Here is a 23,423-nt window from a genome sequence, read left to right on the forward strand (position 1 = left end):
TGCCCTGTCCCCGAAAGCCAAGGGGGAAAAGGCGTGAAGCCGAAGTCTATACGTCGGTTCGAATATCTGTTCTGGATCTCGGTAATCCTCAGCCTGGTGTCGACGGCACTGGCCTGGGCGAATTTGTCCGATCAGGCCGAAGCGGCAATTGCGATGAGCAAGGGCAATTCACCCGGCATGGGGGTCATTCTGCTGCTCTCGTCGGTCGCGATATTCCTCACCATTGCCCTCGTCGTGTGGGCTGCCATTTCGCAATACCGGATTGGCGCCGTGCGTTGGGTGCTGCTGGCTCTGGTGGTCTATTCGGCGATCGAAATCGTTCGGACGGGCGCTTTGGCCAATCCGATCCCTTCTTCGGTGGCCGATGCGCTGGCCACGGTGGTGGCGGGCGCATCCACGCTGTTCCTGTTTACAGCCGAAGCACGCGACTGGTTTCGCGGCGATTCCGGGCAGGTCACCGATTCGCTTTAAACTGCGATTCCTGCCCGCGCTTATACCGGCCCTGACCTGTGCCAGCCCGCTCGCGGCGCAGGCATATCAGTGCCGCCTGCCCGCGCAGATCCGCGTGCCCGCGATTCCTGCGGACGGGCCCGCGCGGCCAATGCCGGTCACCGGCTACACGCTCGCCCTCAGCTGGAGCCCCGAATTCTGCAAACCGCGCGAGCGCCAGCCGCGCCATGCACGGCAATGCGCCGGACGTGAGGGGCGCTTTGGCATGGTGGTGCATGGGTTGTGGCCCGAAAGTGGCCGCAGCTGGCCGCAGTGGTGCGCGGTGCAGCGGCGCCTGACCGCGCGCGATCTGCGGGCCAATATGTGCCTGTCCCCATCAGCCACGCTCCTGGCACGCCAGTGGGCCAAGCATGGCAGCTGCATGGCGAAACGCCCCGCTACCTATTTCACGGTAACCCGGATCCTGTTTGCGGGCCTGCGTATGCCGGACTTCGACCGCATCTCACGCGAAGAAGGCCTGACCGCCGGCACGATCCGCACCCGGTTCGTCGATGCCAACCGCGGCTGGCGCGCCGATGCGATAGGCGTGCGGTTGAACGGCAAGGGATGGCTGGAAGAGCTGCGCCTCTGTTACGACAAGCGCTTCATGCCAGCGCCCTGCACCCGATCGCGTTTTGGCGCGAACGATTCGGTGCGCGCGAAAATCTGGCGCGGGCTTTAACGCCTCTGGCGGAAAAATTCGCGCAGCAGCCCGGCGGCGCGTTCTTCCCCGATACCGGGATAGACCTGGGGGCGGTGCAGGCATTGCGGCTGGTCGAAGATCCGGCCGCCATGCTCCACCGCTCCGCCTTTTTCATCGCTTGCGCCATAATAGAGCCGGGCGATCCGCGCGTGCACGATGGCGCCGGCGCACATGGCGCACGGTTCCAGCGTGACCCACAGTTCGCAATCGGTCAGCCGGTCCTGGCCCAGGGTTTCGGCGGCCCGGCGAATCGCCAGTATTTCGGCGTGGGCGGTGGGATCGCAGGTGTCGCGCGGGGCGTTGTGCGCTTCTGCAACGATCCGCCCCTGGTGCACGACCACGGCGCCAACCGGCACTTCGCCCGCCGCCGCCGACAGCTCGGCCAGCGCAAGCGCGCGCTGCATGGGTTGCGGAAGGGTCCAGCCGGGCATAGGAGGAGTGCGCTAACGCCCCGAAGCCAAGGGCGCAACGTGCTTGACGATTCGCGAGGCCGCCGCTATGCGCGCCGCTTTCCGGGACAAACCGAGCCCCTGCCGCCAAGTGCGGACAAGGGAACTCGCCCAGCCACTTGAACGAGAGACGTATCATGTCGCGCATTTGCGAACTCACCGGCAAGGGTCGCCAGGTCGGCCACAATGTGAGCCACGCCAACAACAAGACCAAGAAGGTCTTCCTGCCGAACCTGCAGAACGTCACGCTGATGAGCGAGAAGCTGGATCGCAGCTTCAAGTTCCGCGTTTCGACGCAGGGTCTGCGTTCGGTCGAACACAATGGCGGCCTCGACAACTGGCTGCTCAAGACCCGCGACGAAAAGCTTTCGACGCGCGCGCTGAAGGTCAAGCGCGAGCTCAAGAAGGCGACCGCCGAGGCCGCTTAAGGCCCGGCGCTTCGGCGCTTTCCATCCCGTTTACGCAAGAGCGCGCGAGGTTACTTGCGCGCTTTTTGCCGTTGGTCCCGCCGTTGGTCCCAGCGCAGCTTCAGCAGGAGCGAGCGCTGGTAGGTCATGAAATTGTCGTCGGACACCAGCCAGACGTGCGGAACGCCATCGTCCTGCGTGATGGCCAGCCCTTCGTAATTGTCATGCGGGAAGCCATCGCCCAGTTCGGCCAGCACTCGCAGCTTGACGCGGGCATCCTGTTTGACGTCGGCAACATCGAATTCGCCGATCGCCGTTCGGAAACCCGGCGGCAGCGAAATGACCAGTTCGCGCAGCAGCACCAGAACCCGCCCGTCCCCCGTGGCGATCATGTCGACCGGGCGATAATTTCCCGGCACCGCAAGCTGCAGAATTCGGGGCGCCTTGTCCTCCAGGGGATCGCCAGCGAACAGCACCGCCTTGTGAATTTCCGAGCCCCAGCCTTCCGCCCGCTCCTCGACCGCCAAGAAACGCCCGTCCGGCAGGCGGGTAAACGCTTCCGCACCCGAATTGAGGCCCCATTCGCGCATCGCGCGTGGCCGAACCTTCCCCTGGGGGGCAAGATCGGCGCCGAACCGGCGGATGGCGTTGCTGGCTTCGTAGGCGCCCCACACGACGCCGGTGTCCGGATCCCGCGTGAGCGCTTCGAGGTCCACGGCAAGCTTGTCGACATCGGCCTTGGTGCCGAACCGGCTGAACAAGGCAGGCGGCCCCGGGCGATCGGGCCGAAGGAATACCAGTTTTCGGCCCCCATCGGTCCCGGCAAGGAACCGGTCGCCCGGCAGGGTGATCAGCGCCGAAAACCCGCCGAACATCGATCCGCTGCCGCTGATCTCCCAGGCCCCCTCGAGCCGGAACGGGCCGGCGGTGGCTGCCTGGTGGGCAAGGGGTTCGATGTGCCCGAACGGGCTCGCCTTTACGCGCGGCGCTTCGCTGCGCAACCACAGCGAGGGCGCCAGGGCCGCGGCAAGGGCAAGCGTCATGAGGAGGCGTCTGGGCCGCATGATTTACCGTCCGGCCGGCTGCGGCAACGCATCCGTCATCGGGTCAGCCCATCGGGCCAGTGAACAACAGCGGGTCGAGCCGTGCGTGGTTCCACTTCAGACCCCAGTGCAGATGCGGTCCGGTGGCGCGGCCCGACGATCCGATATCGCCAATGTGCTGGCCCTGCCGCACCGTCTCGCCTTCGGTGACGTAGAGGCGGGAGGAATGGAGGAACGCGCTGTTGAGCCCGTTCCCATGGTCCAGAATCAGCAATTTGCCCTCGAGACTGAAATCGTCGACCGCCAGCACGACTACGCCGTCGGCCGGCGCTACATACGGCGTACCACTGGTGCCCGACGTGATGTCGATGCCCGTATGGTAACTGCCCGGTTCCCCGCGATAGATGCGCTGGGACCCGAATCGGCCCGAAATGCGCCCCTTCACCGGCCAGATGAAGTCCTGCTGCCAACCCGTAGCGTCGGTGACGCGCGATCGCGCCGCGCCGATGGCGGACAATTCGGGCCTGCGGACCCTGAGGAAGGCCTCCGATGCCCCGCTGGGCCTGCGCGCAACGTTGATCCGCTCGATGTTCCAGTCCCGCGACGCCACCGCCAACGGGCTGCGAACCGTACGGCCATCGGCAAGCACGGCGTCCAATGTGGCCGACGGTCCGGCATCGCGGTCGAACGCGGCGAAGAACCGGCCCTGCCCGTCGAGCGAAACCGGTACGCCGTCCATCGTGACGCGCACCGCCCCGGCCGGCGCTTCGCCGCGTATCCAGCCGCCTTGCGTCAGTTCACCGGCAAAGGTGAACACGGCAGCGCGGGCGGGCACCGGGGCTGTGGGCGCAGCGGTGGCGGCAGGCAGGGGTGCGCGCACGGGCTGCACCACTTCGGCTTGGGAGACATCGCCTGCGCTGTCCAGCGGCGCGGATTGCGGCACACAGGCGGAAATGATCAGGAGGAGAAACGGCGCGACCCGGTAAGATATCACGGTTTCAAACGCTCCGTCGCCAATTGCGCGGTGGCGTAGGGTTCCTGATGCTCGACCGACCAGTAGCGCAGCTCTTCGAGAGCAATCTGCACCCCGCTCATCGCACAGGTCACGAATTGTCCGGCCCGCAAGACACGGAAACCGGACGGGCCGTAATGCAGTTTCGCCTCTCCACCGGAGGGCGTCGAATTCTTGTTCATCAACATAGGCGCGTTCCTAGCACTTGCAGGTTACCCGAACAAATCATCCTGACGGACGGGCGTTCCGGTCTGGCGCGGCTTGCGGCGCGCATGCGCAGGTCCGGGCTCAGGCGCTTCACCGGTAGTAACCCCAAGCTCGCCGTCGCGAAACTTGAGGGTCAACGCCGCTTCCTTGGCGGCATCCGCCCTGTCGGTCAGGGTCCGGCCATCGGAACCGATCACGCGCACGTACCCGCGCTGGAGCGGGCCGTCCGGATGGAGCTGTTCAGCCAGCCGCATCAGCGCGGCCAGCCTGTCGCGCCGTTCGGCCAGCGGCTTCTCGATCAGGGCGGGCACCAGCCGCTGTCCGGCAAGCGCCCGTTGCGCATCGCGCAGCCCCCTTTCGAGGACCGAAGGGGTCAGACGCAGCTTGCCCAGGCGTTCACGGCCCTGTCCGGCGCGGTCCATGAGGCCGCGTCGCAACCGATCCGAAAGATCGTCCAGCGCCTGCGACTGGGGCTGCAACAGCGCTTCGGGACGGGGCAGGCGCTGGGCCCGCGCTTCGAGACGTTCACGACCCAGCAGGACAGGGCGCAGCGCACACTGTCTCTGCCGGTGAACGAGATCCTCGATCGTCGCGGCAAGTTCGGCCCGCACCGGCACCGCGATTTCGGCTGCGGCAGTCGGCGTGGGCGCCCGCCGGTCGGCGGCGAAATCGGCCAGCGTCGTGTCGGTTTCATGTCCGACGGCGCTAATCGTGGGGATGGTGCATTCGGCAATCGCACGGACGACCACTTCCTCGTTGAAGCTCCACAAGTCCTCGATCGAGCCGCCGCCACGCGCCACGATCACCAGGTCGGGGCGGTCGGGGTGGCCTGTGGGCAGGGCAGAAAATCCGCGCACCGCGCCCGCCACCTGATCGGCGGCACCCTGGCCTTGCACGAGCACGGGCCACACGATCACCCGGCTGGGAAAACGGTCGGCCAAGCGGTGAAGAATATCGCGGATGACCGCTCCGGTGGGGCTGGTGACAACGCCGATCGTGCGCGGCAGGAACGGCAGCGCCCGCTTGCGTTCGGGCGCAAACAGCCCTTCGGCCGCCAGCCGCGCCTTGGTTTTCTCGAGCAGGGCCAGCAACGCGCCTTCGCCCGCCAGTTCCATGCCCTCGATCACGATCTGGTATTTCGAACGGCCCGGATAGGTCGTGAGCTTGCCCGTGGCGATCACTTCGAGCCCATCTTCGGGCTTGAAAGACAGGCGCTGCGTGCTGCCACGCCACATCACCCCGTCGATCACCGCCTTGTCGTCCTTGAGGGCGCAATACATGTGCCCGCTGGCGGCGCGCTTGACGCCAGACAGCTCTCCCCGAATGCGCACGAAGCCGAAACGATCTTCCACCGTGCGCTTGAGCAATTGGGAGATTTCGCTGACCGATAGCGGCGCGGCGTTGTCCCCGGCGCGCCCCTTCGCTACCAGCCCATCTTCGTCATCGTAATTGTGGGGATCGTCGGCCATGAATATCCTTCTGCTCGGCAGCGGCGGGCGCGAACATGCGCTTAGCTGGAAACTGGCGCAATCGCCGGATTGCGACAAGCTGTGGGCGGCACCGGGAAACCCCGGTATCGCACAGGATGCCGAATGCGTAGCGCTTGATGCAACCGATCATGCCGCCGTGATCGAGTTTTGTCGCGCGAACGCCATCGGGCTGGTGGTGATCGGCCCGGAAGCGCCGCTGGTGGACGGATTGGCCGACAGTTTGCGCGCCGAAGGGATCGACACGTTCGGGCCATCGAAGCAGGCGGCGCAGCTCGAAGGCAGCAAGAGCTTCACCAAGGAATTGTGCGACCGCGCGGGCATTCCGACGGCACGGTATCGGCGCTGCACCTCGCTGGAACAGGCGTGGGGCGCCCTGAAGCGGTTCGACCCGCCGTTCGTCCTCAAGGCCGACGGGCTGGCCGCGGGCAAAGGCGTGGTAATCGCCGAATCGCGCGAAGAAGCGCAACACGCGCTGAGCGAAATGTTCGATGGCCGCTTCGGCAGTGCCGGCAGCGAAGTCGTGATCGAACAATTCCTGACGGGCGAGGAAGCCAGCTTCTTTGCCCTTACCGACGGCGTGTCCATCGTGCCGATCGGCACGGCGCAGGATCACAAGCGCGTGGGCGAAGGCGATACCGGTCCCAATACGGGCGGAATGGGGGCCTATTCGCCCGCCCCGGTGCTGACGCAGGCGCTGCAAGACCGGGCCATGCGCGAAATCATCGAACCCACGGTCCGCACGATGCGCGAAGAAGGCATGCCCTATTCGGGCGTTCTTTATGCCGGCCTGATGCTGACCGGCGATGGCCCCCAGCTGATCGAATACAACGCGCGCTTTGGCGATCCGGAATGCCAGGTGCTGATGATGCGGCTCGAAAGCGATCTCGTCGAACTGATGCAGGCGTGTGCGCAGGGACGGCTTGGCGAAATCGCGCCGCCGCGCCTTTCCGACGATTTCGCGCTGACCGTGGTGATGGCCGCACAAGGCTATCCCGGAACGCCGAAGACCGGCGGGGCCATCGGCCTGGACGGTGCCGAATCGAACAGCGCGAAGGTGTTTCACGCGGGCACCAAGATGGCAGGCGACACGCTGGTTTCGAGCGGCGGAAGAGTGCTCAACGTCACGGCGCGCGGGGCCAGCGCAACCGAGGCGCAACGCAACGCCTATGCCGCGGTCGATGCGGTCGATTTCCCCGACGGTTTCTGTCGCCGCGACATCGGCCAGCGCGAAGTGCGCCGCGAAACCCACGGCTGATCCGCGATTAGCCATTGATCGGGACGGGGCAAAAGGCGCACACTGCAATCATGACAACGCACCGCGCCGCCCTTTGCATCCTGCTGGCACCCATGGCCCTTGCCGGTCTTGCGTCCTGCCAGACATCCAGCCCGACCGCGCAGCAGGTCGACAGCACCCCGAAACCGGAGCTTGCGCTGCATGGCGGCACCGATCCGAAAACGGACCTTGCTTTCGCGCAGGGGGCGTGCGGCGGATGCCACGCGGTGGAGCCGCCGGGCCTGTCGCCCAACCCCGCCTCGCCGACCTTTGCCGATATCGCGAACAGCCCCGGCCTGACCGACGACACGCTGGCGATCTGGCTGATCGACGCGCACAATTATCCGGAAGAGATGGACTTCGATCTCAACCAGGAACAGGTGGAAACCATCGCGCGCCACATGGTGCGGCTGCGCAATCCGGATTACGAAAAACCGGCCTATTGAGCCCGGTAGCGCTCAATCCAGCTTTTCGGCCACCAGCGCCTTGAGATCGGCTTCCGGCCGGGCGCCGTAATGGCTGATGATCTCGGCGGCACAGATCGCCCCCATGCGCAGGCATCTCTCCAGGCTTTCGCCGCGCGCATGGCCGGTCAGGAACCCTGCTGCGAACAGATCGCCAGCGCCGGTTGTATCGACCACTCTGTCCACCGGTTCGGCGCCGACTTCGGCGCGCGTATCGCCCGCCACCGCGATCGCGCCCTTGGCGCTACGGGTCGCAACCAGCACGGGAACCTTGCCCGCAACGGCCGCCACACCCGCTTCGAATTCGCTTTCGCCGGTCAGCGAGGCCAGTTCGTGTTCGTTCACGAACAGGATGTCGATCTGGCCTTCTTCGATCAGCGCACGGAAATCGTCGCCGTGACGGTCAATCACGAAGCTTTCGCTGGCGGTAAAGGCAACCTTGCGCCCGGCAGATCGCGCCACGGTAATCGCCCGGCGCATCGCGCTGCGCGGCTCTTCCGGATCCCAGAGGTAGCCTTCGAGATAGAGGATGCTGGCGCTGGCGATCGTTTCGTCGTCCAGCGCGGCGGGCGGCAGAAACTGGCTTGCGCCAAGGAAGGTGTTCATCGTGCGCTCGCCATCCGGCGTAACGAATATCAGGCAGCGGGCGGTCGGTGGTTCGGCCTCGCGGGCGGGGGTGTCGAAATCGATGCCCACGGCGCGGATATCGTGGCTGAACACGTCGCCAAGCTGGTCGCTGGCGACCTGGCCGATGAAGGCGCATTGTGCGCCCAGTGCCGACATACCCGCCAGCGTGTTGGCCGCGGACCCGCCGGAGATTTCCCGCGCCGGTCCCATCGCCGCGTAAAGTTCCTTTGCGCGTTCGGTATCGACCAGCGTCATCCCGCCCTTGGCCAGACCCAGCTCCTCGATCAGCTCGTCCCGGCAGGGGGACATTACATCAACGATGGCGTTGCCGATGGCGATCACGTCGTAGCGGGGTTGGGTCATGGATACTCCAGGGAGGGGGGATTCTCGATATGTCGGGCGCGGTTAGCGGTTCGTCGGGGTTTGGCCAAGCGCGGCGTTGACTTGGCGCGCCGGTCTGCGCATCCCGCCCCCGATGACGTCTCTCCCCAAAGCCCTTGCCCTGTCGCTCGGCCAGCTTGGCGATCCGGCCATTCTGAAGGTCCTGGGCAAGAGCCTGCTGGCGACGCTCGCGGTGTTTCTGGCGCTGGGCTGGGCGCTGACGGAATGGCTTTCGCCGATGCTTGCCGAATGGGCGGGTGTCGAAGGCGATGTCTTCGTCGTGCTGTCGGGCCTGCTGACCGTGGTGGCCGCCTGGCTATTGTTCCGGTTCGTCGCGCTGGCGATCCTCCAGTTCTTCGCCGACGAAGTGGTCCGTGCGGTCGAAGCGCGCCACTATCCTGCCCACGCCGCACGGGCGCGGGCGCTGCCATTCCGCGAGGAAGCGGCCAACAGCCTTCGCTCCACGGGCCGGGCGTTGCTCGTCAACCTGCTGGCCCTGCCAGTCGCGCTGGCCCTTCTGGTAACGGGAATCGGCACGGCGGCGGTATTCTGGGCCGTCAACGCCTTCCTGCTTGGGCGCGAATTGCAGGACATGGTGTGGCTGCGGCATCGCCAGGACCCAGCCGAGGTCGCGCCGATGGGCGGGCCGTCCCGGTTCGCGCTTGGCGGCGTTGTCGCCGCCATGCTCGCGATACCCTTCGTAAACCTCATAGCCCCCATAATCGGGGCGGCGAGCGCGACCCACATGGTCCACCGCTCGCGAAAGGAAAGTCCCGATGCGTAGCGCGATTCTCCTGCTGCTGCCCCTTGTCGCAGCCTGCGCATCCGCCCCGGCGACCTATACGGGCGCGCCTGCGCGTCCGGCAACCGGCGCGCCGCCACCGCAAGTGGTCCGGCCCGCCCCTTCCACACGGGATTTCAAGGCACCCCGGGTGATGAACATGCCGGGCCTCGAGAGCGTGATCGGGCGCAACGAAACCGCGCTTGCCAACATCTTCGGCCCCCCGCGCCTCGAAGTGAAGGAAGGCGATGCGCGCAAGCTGCAGTTCGCGGGCGATGCGTGCGTTCTCGACGTCTATCTCTACCCGCTCACGCCGCGCGCCGAACCCAGCGCCACCTATGTCGACGCCCGCCGGGCGAGCGATGGGATCGATGTGGACCGCGCCGCCTGCGTCGCCGCCCTGCGGCGTTAGAGCGCCGCGCTAACCCGACTTTAAGCAAACCGCGTTAGGCGTATCCCACCTGAGTTAGTGGGACTTGACGACGATGAGCGTACATTTCGGCGAACTGGCCTCGAAAATCGGCGCGGACGGCGCGATCACGGGCGACGACATTCTTGCCCTGCGGCGCGTGGCATGGCCCGACGGGCATATCGGCCAGGCCGAAGCGGACGCGATCTTTTCGCTCAACGCGCAGCTCACGTCGAAAAGTGCCGAATGGGTCGATTTCTTCGTGGAAGCGCTGGGCGAATACATCGTCAACCAACGCGCTCCGACGGGATACGTCGACGAGGAGAACGCCGACTGGCTGATGCAGCGCATCGATGCCGATGGCGAACTGGGTTCGATGGCCGAAGTAGAGCTGCTGGTGCGGGTGTTCGAACGCGCGCACAATGTGCCCGTCCGGCTGAAGGAATACGCCGAAACGCAGATCGAAAAGGCCGTGCTGCATGGCACCGGCCCAACCCGCGATGGCGGGCGGCTCGAAGCGGGCAACGTCACCCCCGCCGAGGTGAAACTGCTTCGCCGCGCCATCTTCGCGCCAGCCAGCGAACGCCCCGCCGCTGTGGGCAAGCGCGAGGCCGAAATGCTGTTCCGCCTCAAGGACGCCACGCTGGGCGCCGACAACGCGCCGGAATGGAAGCAGTTGTTCGTGCAGGGCGTGGCCAATTACCTCCAGGGGTATAGCGATCCGAACGCGCAGATCAGCCGCGACCGCGCAACCGAGCTTCAGGCCTTCATGGGCAACACCGAAGGCAGCGTCGGCAGTTTCCTTGGCCGCATGGCGAAGGCTTCACCCAACGCATTCGGTATCGTTTTCGGCCGCAAGGCGTCCGCGCCCACACGGACCGAACGCGCCGACGCGGCGCAGGCCGTTACCGCCCACGAAAGCGACTGGCTCGACGCCCGCATTGCGGCCGATGGAAAGGTTGACGATTACGAGCAGGCGCTGCTCGATTTCCTCGCCGAAGAATAAGCTAGTCGAAGTCGAGCGGCGCTTCGGCGCCGCCCTGAATCGGGAGCGGACCCCCGGGCGGCACCGCGGGTATGGCAATTCCGGCTTCGGGTGGTTTGCGGCGGTTGATCCGCTTGCGTTCAGCGCGCGCCGCGGCCGCCAGCGTGTTCGCCTTCGCACGTCTTTTGCGCGCTTCGTGGCCGCGCGCGATCAGTGCGGCGGCTTTGTCGATCAGGCGTGATCGCGGACCATACATTCCATGATTTATACCATGAAGCTTTCGCCGCAGCCACACGCGCCCTTGGCGTTGGGGTTTTCAAACACGAACCCGGCGGCAAAGTCGTCCTCGACCCAATCCATCGTGCTGCCGACAAGGTAGAGCACGCTCGCCCCGTCGATATAGAAGATGCCGCCAGGGGTTTCGATCTTCTCGTCGAACCGGGCTTCCTGCGTCACGTAGTCGACCGAATAGGCAAGGCCGGAACAGCCGCGACGCGGTGTCGACAGCTTCACCCCGATGGCATCGGCAGGGGCCTTGTCCATCAGTTCGGCAACACGCCGTTCGGCGCGCTCGGTCAGGACCACGGCGGCCTTGGGGGCGGGGCGGATCTTGGTATCGTTCATCACAGCATCCCCAGTTCGAGGCGCGCTTCGTCGGTCATCTTGTCCGGACCCCATGGCGGGTCCCACACCAGATTGACCTCTGCATCGCGGACACCCGGCACGCTGGCGGCGCGCAGTTCCACCTCGCCCGGCATGGTTTCGGCCACCGGACAATGCGGCGTCGTCAGCGTCATCGTGACGACCACGTCGCTGTCCTGCGACACATCGACTCCGTAAATCAGGCCAAGATCGTAGATATTGACCGGAATTTCCGGGTCGTAGATTTCCTTGAGCGCAGCGACGACCGCTTCGTACAATTCGCCGCCCGGTTCGCCAGCCGGCACGTTTTCGGGCTTCGCCTGAAGGAACCCTTCCAGATAGTCGCGCTTGCGTTCGACCTTTTCGGCCATGGTTTCGGCGGGCGCGCCATCCGGCTCGATCGCGTCTTCCACCCGCGCGCGCGGAGGCTTGGCCACGACCGTATCGTTGGGCGCAGGCGCGGCGATGAAATCCTTTTGTTCGCGGGTGTCGTTCATCCGAAGATCCTCTGGGTGCGTTCGATGCCGCGCAAAAGGGCGGCGATATCGCTTTCGTCCGAATAGAGCCCGAAGCTCGCCCGCGCGGTGGCGGGGATGCCGAGATGGTCCATCAACGGCTGCGCGCAATGGTGCCCGGCCCGGATCGCGACATTTTCTTCGTCCAATATGGTGCCGAGGTCGTGCGGATGCACCCCCTCGAGCGAGAAACTGACGATGCCGGCGCTCTCCTCGGGTCCATAGAGCGTTACGGAATTGAGGTTTCGCAGTTCGGCGCGCAACTGCCGCGCCAGCGACGCTTCGTGCTCGAACAGCCGATCCACGCCCAACGCATCGACGTAATCGATCGCGGCGTGCAGCGCGATCGCCTCGGTGATCATCGGCGTTCCGGCCTCGAACCGCTGGGGCGGCGGGGCATAGGTCGTCTTGTCGAACGTCACACGGTCGATCATCGCGCCGCCGCCCTGCCACGGGGGCATGGAATCGAGCAGTTCCGCGCGCGCCCACAGCACGCCGATGCCGGTTGGCCCGTAAAGCTTGTGGCCCGAAAACGCGTAGAAATCGCAATCGAGCGCGGCCATGTCGAGCGCCATGCGCGGGGCCGCCTGGCATCCATCGAGCAGCAGCTTCGCACCGACCGAATGCGCCAGATCGGCCGCTGCGCGGGCATCGAGGACGCTTCCGAGCACGTTGGAAACATGCGCCAGCGAAACCAGTTTCGTACGCGGCGTCAGCAGCGCTTCGAGCGCGCCGAGGTCGATACGATGATCTTCGGTTAGCGGACAGACATCGATCTGCGCCCCGGTCCGTTCGGCCACCATCTGCCACGGCACGATATTGGAATGATGTTCCAGCGTGGACAGGATGATCCGGTCGCCTTGGCCCAGCCGCGTCATGCCCCAACTGGCGGCGACGAGGTTTATCGCTTCGGTCGCACCGCGCACGAACACGATTTCATCCTCGCTCTGCGCGCCGATGAAGCGCGCCGTCCGGCGGCGTGCCGCCTCGTAACCGAGCGTCATCTGCGCGCTGCGCGAATAGACCCCCCGGTGAACGGTCGCATAATCGCGGCCCAAAGCGCGGCTCATCGCGTCGATCACGGCCTGCGGTTTCTGTGCGGTCGCGGCGGTATCGAGGTAATGCCACGGCGCCCCTTCGCCCGTCAGCAGGCCGGGAAAGTCCGCTTTGCGCGTAAGGGTCGCAGCCTCGCTCACAGGTTGGCGTCCACCTTGGCGAGCGCGTGCTGCATGAGCGTTTCGCGAGCGTCATCGTCGTCCAGCGAAACCAGCGCATCGCCGAGGAAGGCCTGCACCAGCAAGCGGCGGGCAAGGTCGGGCGAAATCCCGCGCGCCGCCATGTAGTAGCGTGCGCTTTCGTCCATCTGGCCAACGCTGGCGCCGTGGGCGCATTTCACATCGTCGGCAAAAATTTCCAGCTGGGGCACCGCGTTCACGCTTGCGCCCTTTTCCAGCAGCAGGCCCTTGAAGTCCTGCGCCGCGTCGGTTTTCTGCGCATCACGCACAACGTCGATATTGCCGAGGAAATTGCCGGTGCCGTGGTCCCAATGGACGCTGCGGATCACCTGATTGCTGGTTGCTTCGGGTTCGGCATGAACCACGCGGGTCACGAATTCACGAACGGTTTCGCGTCCGCCCACGGTGATACCGCCAAATTCGAGATGCGCGCCCTTGGCGAGCGTGACCTCGATCTCCAGTCGCGCAAATTCGGCCGACGCCAGAACCGCGAACACTTCGCAGCGCGCACCCGCCCCGACGGTGACCCGCCATCTGTGAAGCTCGGTCGGCCTGGTCGCATTTCCATCGGCAATGACCAGGCAATCGCGGAATGTTTCGCCTGCCGGAATGGTGATTTCGCGCCAGTCATCAAGCGCCACGCCCTGCAGGCGCTCCACTGCGGAATAGCGCCAGGCTTCGTCGCGCCGGGTGGGAAGGGTGGCCGCGTCGACCATCAGTTGCCCGCCCGGGTCGCTGCCAGCCGCGCAATCGCCTGCCGGTGATAATCCTCCATGCAGGGCATCGCCGTCTGCATGAGGCCGCTGGTCTGCTCCTGTTTTTCGCGCTGTGCGATGTCCAGGGCCATGATCTCGTCGATCTGGGGGGCCAGCGGGCCAACGCACATCAGCATCGAACCGCAACGGATGGCGTCGATCATCCCGTCACCGGTGCTTTGCTTGGTTTCGCAGGTAAGCTTGGCGTCGACCTTGGCCAGGCCGCCTTGCCATGCGCTCATACGCTCGCCGATGGCCGCGATCTGTTCGTCCACGGGGGTCGGGGCGGCAGGTGCAGGTGCGGCCGGAAGGGCCGCCGCCTGGGCGAGGAGGAGGATGCCGAACATGCTCATGCCGCCATCACCGCGTCATAGCCTTCGTCCTCGAGCCGCAGCGCAAGGTCGGGGCCGCCGGTCTGGACAATGCGGCCCGCCGACAGGATCGACACCTTGTCCGGCCTCACCACGTCCAGCAGGCGCTGGTAATGCGTGATCAGGAGCACGCCCTTTGCCGGATCGCGCATGATCGCGTTGATCCCTTCGCCCACCACGCGCAAGGCATCGATATCGAGGCCGCTGTCGGTTTCGTCGAGAACGGCGAATTTCGGGTCGAGTATGCCCATCTGGACCATCTCGGCCCGCTTCTTCTCGCCGCCGGAAAAGCCGACGTTGACGTGACGCTTGAGCATTTCGGGGTCGAGCTTGAGCAGCGCGGCCTTTTCGCGGGCAAGCTTCAGGAATTCACCGCCGGTCAGCGGGGCTTCGCCGCGCGCCTTGCGCTGCGAATTGAGCGCCTCACGCAGGAACTGCACGTTCGATACGCCGGGAATTTCAACCGGGTACTGGAAGCCCAGGAACAGGCCGGCTGCCGCGCGTTCGTGCGGGTCCATCGCAAGCAGGTCGACGCCGTTGAAAGTCACCGATCCCTGCGTCACTTCATAACCGGGCCGGCCGCCCAGGACATAGGCAAGCGTCGACTTGCCCGCACCGTTGGGGCCCATGATGGCATGGATTTCGCCAGCCTTCACGGTCAGCGAGAGGCCATTGAGTATCTGCTTGCCGGCGATTTCGGCGTGGAGGTTTTCGATTGTCAGCATATCAGTTCCTGGTGTCGCGCGGACGCGAATAGCTTTGGCGCGGATTGGCTTCGCGGTGCGCCCGCGCGGCCTGCTTCCGGTCGGCAATGCGGCTGCGCATTCCCAGTGTGATGCGTTCGAGCACCGCGTCCATGTCGTCGAGAATATCGGCCGCCTTGATCCGCATGACGCGGACACCGACCGTCTCGAGGCTTTTGTCGCGGCGCTTGGCGATGGCTTCGTCGGCGCCTTCTTCGTCGATGGAAATCGCCATGCCGAGGTTGTGGCAGCCGAAATCGACGATGGCCGAACCGATGACCATGTGACGCGTGAACTTGTACTTGCCCAGATCGGCCTTGGCGAAGCGCGCGGCCAGCGCCTTGTGCGCCGGGGTCGAATGCCGCCGCATGTCACGCGCGCGGTCATGGAGCGCATCGAGGCGCTTCTCCGAAATTTCCCAGCCGCGACCTTTCTTCTTGATCGAGGGGGTTTCGTCGGCGGCCTCGGAAGGATCGCGGAGCTTGAGGGTCTTTTTCTCGGTCATCCGACGCTTCCTTCGAGCGATATCGCCAACAGTTTCTGCGCTTCGACGGCAAATTCCATCGGCAGTTCCTTCAGCACGTCCTTGGCAAAGCCGTTGACGATCAGGGCCACGGCCTCTTCCGCATCGAGCCCGCGCTGCATGGCGTAGAACAGCTGGTCGTCGCTGATCTTGCTCGTGGTCGCCTCGTGTTCGATCTGCGCGCTGGGGTTCTTGACTTCGATATAGGGGACGGTGTGCGCGCCGCTGAGCGAACCCAGCAGCAGGCTGTCGCACTGGGTGAAGTTGCGCACGCCATCGGCGTTGGCCGCCACGCGCACCAGCCCGCGATAGGTGTTGTTGCTGTGGCCCGCCGAAATGCCCTTGGAGATGATCGTCGAGCGGCTGCCCTTGCCGTTGTGGATCATCTTGGTGCCGGTATCGGCCTGCTGGTAATTGTTGGTCACCGCGACCGAGTAGAACTCGCCAACGCTGTCTTCGCCGTTGAGCACGCACGATGGATACTTCCACGTCACCGCGCTACCGGTTTCAACCTGCGTCCAGCTGATCTTGCTGCGCGCGCCCTGGCACAGGCCGCGCTTGGTGACGAAATTGTAGATCCCGCCGACGCCCTCGGCGTTGCCGGGATACCAGTTCTGCACGGTCGAATACTTGATCTCGGCATCGTCCATCGCAACCAGTTCGACCACGGCGGCGTGGAGCTGGTTTTCATCGCGCATCGGCGCGGTGCAGCCTTCGAGATAGCTGACATAAGCGCCCTTTTCGGCGATGATCAGCGTGCGCTCGAACTGGCCGGTGTTCTCGGCGTTGATGCGAAAATAGGTGCTGAGCTCCATCGGGCAGCGCACGCCTTCGGGCACATAGACAAAGGTGCCGTCGGAAAAGACCGCGCTGTTGAGGGTGGCGAAATAGTTGTCGTGCTGCGGCACCACGCGGCCCAGCCACTTCTTCACCAGCGCGGGGTATTCCTTGATCGCTTCGCTGATCGACAGGAAGATGACGCCCGCCCGCTTGAGTTCTTCACGAAAGGTCGTGGCGACGCTGACGCTGTCGAACACGGCGTCCACGGCGACCTTGCGCGCGCCTTTGACTCCGGCGAGCACTTCCTGTTCGGCAATCGGGATGCCCAGCTTGTCGTAAACCGATTTGATGTCGGGATCGAGTTCGTCGAGCGAATCGAGCTGCGGCTTCTTCTTCGGCGCGGCGTAATAATAGGCGTCCTGGTAATCGATCCGCGGATAGCCGACCTTGGCCCAGTCGGGCTCTTCCATTTCCTGCCACAACCGGAACGCTTTCAGACGCCAGTCCAGCATCCACTGCGGCTCGCCCTTCTTGCCGGAAATGAACCGGACGGTGTCTTCGTTGAGACCCTTCTCGGCGAATTCGGTTTCGATATCGGAGGACCAGCCGTGTTCGTAGTCGGCCGCCTTGTCGGCCGCCTCACGTGCGTCACGGTCTTGGATGTCCAGTTCTTCGCTCATGCCATCTCTTCAATTCGTGCAAGCTGGGTCAGCGGGATCGCTGCCAGCGCGCCGCGCAGCGCATCGTTCACAAGCGGCCAGTGCGGCCGGACGCTGCAATCGGGTCCGATCGAGCAATCCGATCCGTCTATGCAGGCGGTGAGCGCAATCGGCCCTTCCACCGCCTCGACGATATCGGCCACGCTGATTGCCGCCGCCGGACGGGCAAGCTGCAATCCGCCGCCCGCCCCCCGCGTGGAACGCAGCAGGCCGGCAGCCGAAAGCTTGCTGACCAGCTTCTGCACCGTGGGTACTGGCAGGCCAGTTTCCGCCGCCAGTTCGGCCGCACTGCTCCTGCCTCCGCCGCAATGGCGGGACGCGGCGCACATCGTGACGATGGCGTAATCGGCTAGGTTTGAAAGGCGCATACTTTAATCGGACCAATTTGTTCCGATTGGGCAGTTAGTCTCGCGAACCCGCCGTTTCAACGGCTTTTGCCTTGTTGCGAGTCGTTAGCAGTTACGTCGGATCACGGCCCAACTGCTGCGCTTCGCCCGATCCGAACAGGTCCACCGCACCGTACCCTTCGGGGCCAAGCATCCCGTTTACCGGGGATTGCGTCTGGGGCTGGAGACGCTTGGGCGTGCGGCCGGTAAAGAAGCGGATTTCCTTGATGAGGTGCGCCTGATCGTAAAACGCCTCGCGGATGTCGGCTTCCATTTCCTCGCCCAATTGGGGCAGCGACAGCAGCGTTGCGGCGCGAACCGCCCGGTAGCGGCGCACCAGCCGCACCGGCGACTGGCCGAAGAACTGGGCGACGAGGCGCTGCACCTGCCGCTTGGAATACGGCAGCGTGTCGTAAAGGTCATCGAGAGCCGGCTTGAACGAGCTCGAAAGCCATTCGAGCGTACGATCGATCACTTCGAGGTGGGCGGGCGGCAGTTCGGACAGGGAACGGCGGACGATTCCAGCCATCGCCGCCAGAATGCCGTCATCGTCCAGTTCGCCATCGCGCCAGCGCGGCGCAAGCGACGCGAATTCCACGGCCAGCGATTCGCCCAGCACCATGTCCGCAGGCAGAAATTTGTCGTGGTGATCGTGAACGGAAAGTCCGCAGACCGCCGCCCAGCCGCGAAAATTGAGGGACACCCCGAACAGGACGGCCGGGCCGCGCACCTGAAAGCTGCGCGCCTGGCATAGCGGGGCAAGGAAAAAGGCGTCGCTCGATTCGCCGACGGCCCCATCGTCGAACGCCATGCGCGCCTTGCCCATCGCGAAGGCGGCCATTTGCCCCGAATAGGCGGGCAGCACATCGGCAAGTTCAGCTTCGGTACTGCGCCAGATGTAGAGTGAATTGAGATACGGGGCCAGGTCGTCAGGCGCAGCGACGAACTGGAAAGAATACGGTTCCTGATCCCCAGCCGAAGCGGACAAACCTTAGCCCCCAAACAAATATCGAACCCGATTTTGTATAAATACGCCAAATCGAGTGGCGACGTAAAGTTCGTTAGCACAATTATTGTTGATCGGGCACGCGCACTTTCAACTGCACAAAAAAAGGGCGGCCCCGTTAGGAGCCGCCCCTTGAAGTCGAGAACTCGATGCAATGATGCTCCGAGCCCTTCGGGTCGCAAGAGTTTGCTAGATCAAGTTTGTTACATTTGATTGTATGCAAGCGACACATTCGCGAAAATCGGCATTGTGGCGCCGCAATCTCGTGAGGTGTGGCGCCGCCTGTGTGGAATCTCGACAGCGTGGCCGCCCTTGTCCATAGGCCCGGTCATGCTTTTCGATCTTGCCCGCCCCGCCCTGTTCGCCATCGATCCCGAACGCGCCCACCGCCTGACGGTTCGCGCGTTGGCAGCCTCCCCGATGCGCGGGCCGCCGCGCCCGGGAAAACTGGCGATCGATATTGCAGGACTTGCGTTTCCCAATCCCCTGGGCATGGCCGCCGGTTTCGACAAGGACGCCGAAGTGCCGGACCAGTTGCTCGGGCTGGGATTCGGGTTCGCCGAAGTGGGGTCGATCACCCCCCTCCCGCAGGAAGGCAATCCGAAGCCGCGCCTGTTCCGGCTGGTCGAGGATCGCGGCGTGATCAACCGCATGGGGTTCAACAATGGCGGTGCCGAAATTGCGCGCCGACGTCTCGCCGCGCGAGCGGGCAGGCCCGGAATCGTCGGGATAAACATCGGCGCGAACAAGGACAGCGCCGACCGCGTGGCAGATTATGCCGCGATGACCCGCATCATGGCCCCGCTCGCGTCCTACCTCGCCGTCAATATTTCCAGCCCGAACACACCCGGCTTGCGCGCCCTGCAGGATGAAGGCGCCCTGACCGGACTGCTGGATGCCGTGATCGAAGCGCGGGGCGCCTCGGGTCCGCCGGTATTCCTCAAGGTTGCCCCTGACCTCGAACCGGCCGACGTCGACGCGATTTCACGCATCGCTCTCGACCGGAAGCTTGGCGCGCTTATCGTGTCGAACACCACGATTTCGCGCCCGGCACTGTCTTCCTTGCAGGCCCGTGAAGCGGGCGGGTTGTCGGGGGCGCCCTTGCGCGATCTGGCGCAAACCCGCCTGCGCGATTTCCGCAAGGCGACCGGCGGAGCGATCCCGCTGGTCGGCGTGGGCGGCATCGGCAACGCAGAGGACGCCTGGACGCGTATCCGCGCCGGCGCCAGCCTGGTGCAGCTTTACAGCGCCATGGTTTACGAAGGCCCCGGCCTGCCGCGCCGCATCCTGCGCGGGCTTGAGCGCCTGATGGAGCGCGACGGCTTCAGCACGATTGCCGAAGCCGTCGGAAGCGAATAGCAAGACGCGCATGTTGCGCACACTCTCCGCTTCGCTTGTCGCCCTGGCCCTTGCCGGCTGCGCGACCGTCCCCGCCCCTTCCGCCACGGAAAACGCCCCGGCGTTCGCAGGCTCGGTCAGCGCGGCGGACCCGCGCGCGCAGGACGCCGGGGAAGCCATGCTGCGTAAAGGCGGCAGTGCAACCGACGCCGCCATCGCCACCATGCTGGCGCTGACCGTGGTGGAACCGCAAAGTTCGGGCATCGGCGGCGGCGGCTTCATGGTCCGCGGAACGACGGACGGCGCGGTCACGACGTTCGACGGCCGCGAAACGGCCCCGGCAGGCGCAACTCCCGAATGGTTTCTGGCCGCGGACGGAACGCTTCCGGATTTCATGGAATCGGTGCGCAGCGGCCTGTCGGTGGGTGTACCCGGCAACATTGCCATGGCCGCCAAGGCTCATGCGAAAAACGGAAAATTGGCCTGGGCGGACCTTTTCGGACCAGCCATCGCCCTTGCGCGCGGCGGGTTTGCCATCAACCCGCGGCTCAATTCCTCGCTCCAGACGACCAGCAACCTCGCGGCCTTCAGCGAAACCGGGCGCGCGCTGTTCTACGGACCGGACGGCGGCGCCCTCCCGGTCGGTCACACCGTCGTGAACGAGGAACTGGCGCAGACTTTCGAAGCGATTGCCGCCGCTGGCCCCAAGGCGTTCTACACCGGCGATCTGGCAGCAGAGATTGCACAGACCGTGGCCGCTGACACGCCCCATGCAGGCGCGATGACCGTAGCCGATCTTGCCGGATATGCGGCAAAGGAACGCGGCGCGGTGTGCGGCAGCTACCGGGCCTACCGCATCTGTTCGATGGGGCCGCCCACGTCCGGCGGTGTCGCGGTGCTGCAGATTCTGGGCCAGCTGGAACGGTTCGACCTTTCCGCACTCGGGGTCGATAATCCGGCCACCTGGCACCTGTTTCTCGAATCGCAGCGGCTCGCCTATGCTGATCGCGAATTGTATCTTGCCGATGCCGATTTCGTGTCGGTGCCTGTCGCGGGCCTGCTCGATCCGTCCTATCTGGCCAAACGCAGCGCCCTGATCGACCCGGCATCCAGCCTTGGCCTCGTGGCCGCCGGCGCGCCCCACGGCGCACCGCGCGCGCAGGCCGACGGCGACGAGCCCGAAGAACACGGCACGACGCATTTCGCCGCCGTCGACGCAGCCGGCACGATGGTCAGCTACACCTCGACCATCGAAGGCGCGTTCGGCTCGGGCCTGATGGCGGGCGGGTTCTTCCTCAACAACGAACTGACCGACTTCAGCCGTTCGCCGCAGGTTGGCGGGCGCCTGGTGGCCAACCGGGTCGAACCGGGCAAGCGCCCGCGCAGCTCGATGTCGCCCACGGTGATCTGGGACCCGCAAGGACGCCCGTTCATGGCGGTCGGCGCAGCGGGCGGCGCGACGATCCCGGTGCAGACCGCGCGCAGCATCATCGGCGCTATCGATTTCGGCCTGACGGCGGAACAGTCGCTCGGCCTGCCTTTCGTGATGGCGTATGGCGATCGTGTGATGCTGGAAGAAGGCACCTGGCTGGAAACGAAGGCAGCGGCGTTCCGCGCGCTTGGTCACACCGATCTTTGGGTGCGCGAAGCGCCGGTCAAGGGCGGTGCGCTGCTGCGCTCGTCGCAAGGTTGGTCCAGCGCCCGCGATCCGCGCCTGATCGGCAAGCTCGATACGCCCTGACAGGCCATGAGCGGATGCTTGCCGTAGCGGCATGGGGAGCTTAAGCCCCCGAACGAAGTTGGGTCAGATAAAAACAACAACACCTGAGGAGCCTGCCGTGCTGTCCGATATCGATTCGGCCAACAATCTCGTCGAACTCTTTCTCAAGCGGGCCGACGCGCACGCCGACCAGCCGTTTCTGGGGGCAAAGATCGACGGCGCCTGGCGCACGATCAGCTGGCGCGAAGCCGCCGACCAGGTCTGCCTACTGGCCGGGAATCTCCGCAAGCTGGGCCTGAGGGACGGGGACCGTGTCTGCATCGTGTCCGAAAACCGGCCTGAATGGTGTATCGCGGACCTTGCCACGATGGCCGCCGGCTGCATCACGGTGCCGACCTACATTACGAACACCGAACGCGATCACGTGCACATCCTCGACAATTCGGGCGCGAAGGCAGTTATCGTCTCGAACGAAAAACTGCTGCGGCCGCTGCACGGCGCCCTCCAGGCGTCGGGTGTTGCCGAACACGTGATCGGGATCGAAGACCTGCACCGCCAGCAATCGGGCAGCTTCACCTATCACGACTGGTCGAAAATGCTGGAAGGCGATCCCGAAGCGGCGCGGGCAGCGGTCGAAGCCCGCATCGCGAAGATCGGGCGCGGCGATACCGCCTGCATCATCTACACGAGCGGGACGGGCGGCGCGCCGCGCGGGGTCAAGCAGCATCACGGCGCCATCCTGTGCAACGTGGCTGGGGCTGCGGAAATCCTGATCAACGATTTCGGCATCAGCGACGACGAACGCTTCCTGTCCTTCCTCCCGCTAAGTCACGCCTACGAACACAGCGGCGGGCAATTCCTACCGATCGGCGTGGGCGCGCAGATCTATTATTCCGAAGGGCTGGAAAAGCTCGCCAGCAACATCGAGGAAACGCGCCCGACCATCATGGTTGTGGTCCCGCGCCTGTTCGAAGTGCTGCGCACGCGCATCATGAAGCAGGTTCAGAAGCAGGGCGGCCTCGGCGAAAAGCTGATGGACAGCGCGCTGGGCGTGGGCGAGCGCCGCGCGGCCGGTTCGTCGAAACTGTTCGACGGGGTGCGCGACATGGTGGTGGGGCGTTTGCTCAAACCGAAAATCCGCCAGAAATTCGGCGGCCGCATGAAGGCCATGGTTTCCGGCGGCGCGCCGCTGAACCCAGAAGTGGGCATTTTCTTCGAGGCCATGGGCCTGACCATGCTCCAGGGTTACGGCCAGACCGAAGCGGGTCCGGTGATCAGCTGCAATCGGCCAGCCGCCGGGATCCGGATGGACACGGTCGGCCCGCCGATGCGCGGGGTGGAAATCCGGATCGCGGACGATGGCGAAATCCTGTGCCGCGGCGAACTGGTCATGCACGGGTATTGGCAGAACGAAGCCGAAACCGAGCGGGCGATCAAGGACGGCTGGCTGCACACCGGCGATATCGGCCATCTCGACGACAAGGGCCGCATTGTCATCACCGATCGCAAGAAGGACATGATCATCAACGACAAGGGCGACAACATCGCCCCTCAGAAAGTCGAAGGGATGCTGACGCTGCAACCCGAGATCAGCCAGGCGATGGTCGCTGGCGACAAGCGCCCCTATGTCGTTGGCCTGCTGGTGCCCGACGCCGAATGGGCGCTGGAGTGGGCCAAGGCCAACGGCAAGAAGTTCGACCTGAAGGATTTGCAGGACAATCCCGAATTTCGCACTGCCGTGCGCGCTGCGGTGGACCGGGTGAACAAGGACCTGTCGGTGGTAGAAAAGGTGCGCCAGTTCGCCTTTGCCGACGAAGGCTTCACGATCGAAAACGAAGAAATGACGCCGAGCATGAAGATCCGGCGCCACAAGATAAGGGAACGCTACGGCGATCGGCTGGAAGGACTTTACCGAAACTGACAGCTGCAAGTATTCGCTTGCTCTTCCAAATGGAAAATCGAATAGTCTG

At 64.9% G+C, this 23,423-nt stretch carries 28 protein-coding genes; 11 read left to right on the top strand and 17 right to left on the bottom strand.

Features of this window, described 5'->3' with window-relative positions:
- Nucleotides 1-33 precede the first annotated feature (33 nt).
- A complete protein-coding gene (locus VR863_RS12925; RefSeq protein ID WP_324828879.1) occupies nucleotides 34-471 on the top strand; it encodes a hypothetical protein in 438 nt (145 codons plus the stop codon).
- A 130-nt stretch (nucleotides 472-601) separates the two neighbouring features.
- Nucleotides 602-1,171 (top strand): ribonuclease T2 family protein, encoded by a 570-nt coding sequence (locus VR863_RS12930; protein ID WP_324828880.1) that lies wholly within the window; start codon nucleotides 602-604, stop codon nucleotides 1,169-1,171.
- Here VR863_RS12930 and VR863_RS12935 read toward each other — a convergent pair.
- On the bottom strand, nucleotides 1,168-1,596 hold the full coding sequence (locus tag VR863_RS12935; RefSeq protein ID WP_324828881.1) for a nucleoside deaminase: 429 nt from the start codon (nucleotides 1,594-1,596) through the stop codon (nucleotides 1,168-1,170). The two genes, VR863_RS12930 and VR863_RS12935, sit on opposite strands and share 4 nt — an antisense overlap.
- Nucleotides 1,597-1,778: 182 nt before the next feature.
- Between VR863_RS12935 and rpmB the strand changes: the two genes are divergently transcribed.
- Complete coding sequence (rpmB, locus tag VR863_RS12940) at nucleotides 1,779-2,069, top strand: 50S ribosomal protein L28 (RefSeq protein WP_324829279.1); 291 nt, start codon at nucleotides 1,779-1,781, stop codon at nucleotides 2,067-2,069.
- A gap of 50 nt (nucleotides 2,070-2,119) precedes the next feature.
- On the opposite strand, the gene VR863_RS12945 is transcribed toward rpmB, so the two are convergent.
- Genes VR863_RS12945 through xseA form a run of 4 tightly spaced genes read right to left on the bottom strand, consistent with a single transcriptional unit; the run spans nucleotide 2,120 to nucleotide 5,779 of the window.
- Entirely contained in the window at nucleotides 2,120-3,112 is a 993-nt protein-coding gene (locus VR863_RS12945) for an esterase-like activity of phytase family protein (protein WP_324828882.1), read from the bottom strand.
- Nucleotides 3,113-3,155: 43 nt separating this feature from the next.
- Nucleotides 3,156-4,085, bottom strand: a complete 930-nt coding sequence (locus VR863_RS12950; protein WP_434784993.1) for a M23 family metallopeptidase — start codon at nucleotides 4,083-4,085, stop codon at nucleotides 3,156-3,158.
- Nucleotides 4,082-4,285 carry a DUF2093 domain-containing protein gene (locus tag VR863_RS12955; RefSeq protein WP_434784994.1) on the bottom strand — a complete coding sequence of 68 codons (204 nt, stop codon included), beginning with the start codon at nucleotides 4,283-4,285 and terminating at the stop codon, nucleotides 4,082-4,084. The genes VR863_RS12950 and VR863_RS12955 overlap by 4 nt, the downstream gene beginning before the upstream one ends.
- A 30-nt stretch (nucleotides 4,286-4,315) precedes the next feature.
- Nucleotides 4,316-5,779, bottom strand: a complete 1,464-nt coding sequence (gene xseA, locus VR863_RS12960) for an exodeoxyribonuclease VII large subunit (RefSeq protein WP_324828884.1) — start codon at nucleotides 5,777-5,779, stop codon at nucleotides 4,316-4,318.
- Here xseA and purD point away from each other — a divergent pair.
- Together purD and VR863_RS12970 are read left to right on the top strand one after the other, a co-directional pair.
- Nucleotides 5,778-7,055: a phosphoribosylamine--glycine ligase gene (gene purD / locus VR863_RS12965; RefSeq protein ID WP_324828885.1), complete on the top strand. Its 1,278-nt coding sequence runs from the start codon at nucleotides 5,778-5,780 to the stop codon at nucleotides 7,053-7,055. The genes xseA and purD overlap by 2 nt on opposite strands.
- Before the next feature lie 50 nt (nucleotides 7,056-7,105).
- Nucleotides 7,106-7,519: a hypothetical protein gene (locus tag VR863_RS12970; protein ID WP_324828886.1), complete on the top strand. Its 414-nt coding sequence runs from the start codon at nucleotides 7,106-7,108 to the stop codon at nucleotides 7,517-7,519.
- Nucleotides 7,520-7,531: 12 nt separating this feature from the next.
- Here VR863_RS12970 and VR863_RS12975 read toward each other — a convergent pair whose 3' ends face one another.
- On the bottom strand, nucleotides 7,532-8,527 hold the full coding sequence (locus tag VR863_RS12975; protein WP_324828887.1) for an adenosine kinase: 996 nt from the start codon (nucleotides 8,525-8,527) through the stop codon (nucleotides 7,532-7,534).
- Nucleotides 8,528-8,639: 112 nt separating this feature from the next.
- On the opposite strand from VR863_RS12975, the gene VR863_RS12980 reads away from it, so the two are divergent.
- From VR863_RS12980 to VR863_RS12990, 3 genes are all read left to right on the top strand, one after another.
- Entirely contained in the window at nucleotides 8,640-9,329 is a 690-nt protein-coding gene (locus VR863_RS12980) for an EI24 domain-containing protein (protein ID WP_324828888.1), read from the top strand.
- The gene (locus VR863_RS12985) at nucleotides 9,322-9,738 is read left to right on the top strand and encodes a hypothetical protein (protein WP_324828889.1); all 417 of its coding nucleotides are present in this window, start codon (nucleotides 9,322-9,324) and stop codon (nucleotides 9,736-9,738) included. The genes VR863_RS12980 and VR863_RS12985 overlap by 8 nt, the downstream gene beginning before the upstream one ends.
- A gap of 73 nt (nucleotides 9,739-9,811) precedes the next feature.
- Nucleotides 9,812-10,741 carry a hypothetical protein gene (locus tag VR863_RS12990; RefSeq protein ID WP_324828890.1) on the top strand — a complete coding sequence of 310 codons (930 nt, stop codon included), beginning with the start codon at nucleotides 9,812-9,814 and terminating at the stop codon, nucleotides 10,739-10,741.
- A gap of 1 nt (nucleotide 10,742) precedes the next feature.
- On the opposite strand, the gene VR863_RS12995 is transcribed toward VR863_RS12990, so the two are convergent.
- The 11 genes from VR863_RS12995 to VR863_RS13045 all read right to left on the bottom strand — a co-directional run bounded on the left by VR863_RS12995 (nucleotide 10,743) and on the right by VR863_RS13045 (nucleotide 18,377).
- Entirely contained in the window at nucleotides 10,743-10,976 is a 234-nt protein-coding gene (locus tag VR863_RS12995) for a hypothetical protein (RefSeq protein WP_324828891.1), read from the bottom strand.
- Nucleotides 10,977-10,984: 8 nt separating this feature from the next.
- Nucleotides 10,985-11,344 (bottom strand): HesB/IscA family protein, encoded by a 360-nt coding sequence (locus VR863_RS13000; protein ID WP_324828892.1) that lies wholly within the window; start codon nucleotides 11,342-11,344, stop codon nucleotides 10,985-10,987.
- On the bottom strand, nucleotides 11,344-11,859 hold the full coding sequence (locus VR863_RS13005; RefSeq protein ID WP_324828893.1) for an SUF system Fe-S cluster assembly protein: 516 nt from the start codon (nucleotides 11,857-11,859) through the stop codon (nucleotides 11,344-11,346). Before VR863_RS13005 ends, VR863_RS13000 begins: the two co-directional genes overlap by 1 nt.
- Nucleotides 11,856-13,073, bottom strand: coding sequence for a cysteine desulfurase (locus tag VR863_RS13010; RefSeq protein WP_324828894.1), 1,218 nt, complete (start codon nucleotides 13,071-13,073; stop codon nucleotides 11,856-11,858). Before VR863_RS13010 ends, VR863_RS13005 begins: the two co-directional genes overlap by 4 nt.
- Nucleotides 13,070-13,828, bottom strand: coding sequence for a SufD family Fe-S cluster assembly protein (locus VR863_RS13015; RefSeq protein WP_324828895.1), 759 nt, complete (start codon nucleotides 13,826-13,828; stop codon nucleotides 13,070-13,072). Before VR863_RS13015 ends, VR863_RS13010 begins: the two co-directional genes overlap by 4 nt.
- Nucleotides 13,828-14,220, bottom strand: a complete 393-nt coding sequence (locus VR863_RS13020; protein ID WP_324828896.1) for a hypothetical protein — start codon at nucleotides 14,218-14,220, stop codon at nucleotides 13,828-13,830. Before VR863_RS13020 ends, VR863_RS13015 begins: the two co-directional genes overlap by 1 nt.
- Entirely contained in the window at nucleotides 14,217-14,963 is a 747-nt protein-coding gene (gene sufC, locus VR863_RS13025) for a Fe-S cluster assembly ATPase SufC (RefSeq protein ID WP_324828897.1), read from the bottom strand. Before sufC ends, VR863_RS13020 begins: the two co-directional genes overlap by 4 nt.
- A 1-nt stretch (nucleotide 14,964) precedes the next feature.
- A complete protein-coding gene (locus tag VR863_RS13030) occupies nucleotides 14,965-15,486 on the bottom strand; it encodes an endonuclease domain-containing protein (protein WP_324828898.1) in 522 nt (173 codons plus the stop codon).
- Nucleotides 15,483-16,964 carry a Fe-S cluster assembly protein SufB gene (sufB, locus tag VR863_RS13035; protein ID WP_324828899.1) on the bottom strand — a complete coding sequence of 494 codons (1,482 nt, stop codon included), beginning with the start codon at nucleotides 16,962-16,964 and terminating at the stop codon, nucleotides 15,483-15,485. The genes VR863_RS13030 and sufB overlap by 4 nt, the downstream gene beginning before the upstream one ends.
- Nucleotides 16,961-17,371 (bottom strand): SUF system Fe-S cluster assembly regulator, encoded by a 411-nt coding sequence (locus VR863_RS13040; protein WP_324828900.1) that lies wholly within the window; start codon nucleotides 17,369-17,371, stop codon nucleotides 16,961-16,963. The genes sufB and VR863_RS13040 overlap by 4 nt, the downstream gene beginning before the upstream one ends.
- A gap of 91 nt (nucleotides 17,372-17,462) precedes the next feature.
- Complete coding sequence (locus tag VR863_RS13045; RefSeq protein WP_324828901.1) at nucleotides 17,463-18,377, bottom strand: helix-turn-helix transcriptional regulator; 915 nt, start codon at nucleotides 18,375-18,377, stop codon at nucleotides 17,463-17,465.
- 348 nt (nucleotides 18,378-18,725) lie between these two features.
- On the opposite strand from VR863_RS13045, the gene VR863_RS13050 reads away from it, so the two are divergent.
- From VR863_RS13050 to VR863_RS13060, 3 genes are all read left to right on the top strand, one after another.
- Entirely contained in the window at nucleotides 18,726-19,754 is a 1,029-nt protein-coding gene (locus tag VR863_RS13050; protein ID WP_324828902.1) for a quinone-dependent dihydroorotate dehydrogenase, read from the top strand.
- A 10-nt stretch (nucleotides 19,755-19,764) separates the two neighbouring features.
- Nucleotides 19,765-21,474: a gamma-glutamyltransferase gene (gene ggt, locus VR863_RS13055; RefSeq protein WP_324828903.1), complete on the top strand. Its 1,710-nt coding sequence runs from the start codon at nucleotides 19,765-19,767 to the stop codon at nucleotides 21,472-21,474.
- A 97-nt stretch (nucleotides 21,475-21,571) separates the two neighbouring features.
- On the top strand, nucleotides 21,572-23,374 hold the full coding sequence (locus VR863_RS13060) for an AMP-dependent synthetase/ligase (protein WP_324828904.1): 1,803 nt from the start codon (nucleotides 21,572-21,574) through the stop codon (nucleotides 23,372-23,374).
- Nucleotides 23,375-23,423: the final 49 nt, after the last annotated feature.

Origin of the sequence: Qipengyuania zhejiangensis (assembly GCF_035607565.1) — a bacterium.
Classification (GTDB): domain Bacteria; phylum Pseudomonadota; class Alphaproteobacteria; order Sphingomonadales; family Sphingomonadaceae; genus Qipengyuania; species Qipengyuania zhejiangensis.